Source organism: Ligilactobacillus sp. 110_WCHN (assembly GCF_030518115.1).
GTDB classification, from domain to species: Bacteria; Bacillota; Bacilli; order Lactobacillales; family Lactobacillaceae; genus Ligilactobacillus; species Ligilactobacillus aviarius_C.
In genome coordinates this window covers 1-843 of sequence record NZ_JAULLI010000050.1, presented here as the reverse complement: position 1 = coordinate 843, position 843 = coordinate 1, and the positions used below count along the sequence as shown (strand labels likewise).

Genomic DNA, 843 nt, shown 5'->3' with positions numbered 1-843 from the left:
CAGCTTTAACATGCTTGATTAATTCAAAATCATAGCTGCGGATTTCTACACGATATGTATCGTCAATTTTAATCACTGTCATTTATCTTCCTCCAATAACTCTGGGTTTTCGTGAATGTTGCCAATGATTTTGCATTTCTTTTCATAACTTGATAGATGTTCATACATGGCTACATCTTTGCTTTTTAAAACATAGCAGCCCTTATCCCAAACAACTTGTGAATGTTCAATTGTATAATCATAAGCTTCAACAATATCCCCTTCATAAATCAATTTGCCGTTTTTGTCTTTTAAACCGCTGCATTGTTCGGCAATATATTTGCTACTTTCTGCAATTTCAGCAAGAGTCATTACACGCAGATTTCCTGCGGTTGAATAAAATTCCAGTCCTTTTTCAACACCGTAAATATACTTTTTGTTTTCTTTGTCCCACGCTCTGTATTTAAATCTATCTTGCATTTCGCTTCTTCTCTCTTTCGTAATAATCTTTTTCAAATTTCAACATGTTCAAACATTCGTGAAGAACTATTTTCGCCATGCTATCCAATTCGATATTTCCTGTCTTGCCCGTTTCAGCAAGTTCAATCAAATCACCGACGCTTAGTTGCATAATGATTTGCTCCTTTCGTTATCATTGCCCAATAAAAGAAATTACAGTCATGAAAATAATTAGATTAAACGGAAGTATGATAATTGATATAAAACTTAAATCATCATCGCCATTTTTATTTAACTTAACTGCTGCTATCAATTCACCGAGTAAAACTATGGTTGCAAAAGCAACAACAGTACAGAACATTATTGTTTTATGCATTTCTTCGCTCCTTTCCTGAAACTTGGTGT

General features: G+C 33.8%; 3 protein-coding genes. All 3 read right to left on the bottom strand.

Going from position 1 to position 843, the window contains the following annotated elements; all coding sequences use genetic code 11:
- Positions 1-78 precede the first annotated feature (78 nt).
- Positions 79-459, bottom strand: a complete 381-nt coding sequence (locus Q3C15_RS08660) for a YopX family protein (RefSeq protein ID WP_302704974.1) — start codon at positions 457-459, stop codon at positions 79-81.
- On the bottom strand, positions 449-610 hold the full coding sequence (locus Q3C15_RS08655) for a hypothetical protein (RefSeq protein WP_302704973.1): 162 nt from the start codon (positions 608-610) through the stop codon (positions 449-451). Before Q3C15_RS08655 ends, Q3C15_RS08660 begins: the two co-directional genes overlap by 11 nt.
- 21 nt (positions 611-631) lie before the next feature.
- Positions 632-843 (bottom strand): hypothetical protein (locus tag Q3C15_RS08650; RefSeq protein WP_302704972.1); only part of this gene is annotated, 212 nt, incomplete at its 5' end.